This is a genomic window from Vibrio sp. 1402 (assembly GCF_033340275.1).
Genome location: NZ_JAWOWE010000496.1, coordinates 1 through 580 on the forward strand (window position 1 = coordinate 1; position 580 = coordinate 580).

Here is a 580-nt window from a genome sequence, read left to right on the forward strand (position 1 = left end):
CTGGGCGGTGCTCTGACAACGGTGCTGGTGTACTGGCTCGGTACGAATAAGTTTGGTACGTCCGTCACGATCATGCTGCTCGCTGGCGTGGCGATCAGTGCACTTTCAGGTGCCGCGATCGGCTTTCTCAACTTTTCTGCGGATGACCAAATGCTGCGCGATTTAACGTTGTGGTCGATGGGTTCGCTTGCGGGCGCAAACTGGGCAGGCATTGGCTTAGCTTCTGTGACTCTCGTGGTGTTACTTTTCTGGTTTCACAAAAAAGCCATGTCTTTAAACGCATTATTACTTGGTGAATCAGAAGCTCGCCACTTGGGCGTTCCGGTACAAAAATTGAAACGTCAGCTCATTCTGCTTTCCGCCGTAGGCGTTGGTGTCACAGTAAGTATCTGCGGGGCAATCGGCTTTATCGGTTTGGTTATCCCACATCTCGGACGCATGCTAGCAGGCCCAGATCATCGCACACTGTTACCTATTTCAGCGTTGTTGGGAGCTTTATTGTTGACCTGTGCAGACATGATCGCACGAGTGTTATTGGCACCAGCCGAATTACCTGTCGGAATCGTAACTGCGCTCATCG

Annotated in this window: 1 protein-coding gene; it reads left to right on the plus strand. The window is 51.6% G+C overall.

Going from position 1 to position 580, the window contains the following annotated elements:
* Positions 1-580, plus strand: a 580-nt coding sequence (locus R7044_RS26890; RefSeq protein ID WP_225456189.1) for a FecCD family ABC transporter permease, incomplete at both ends; no start/stop codon positions are given.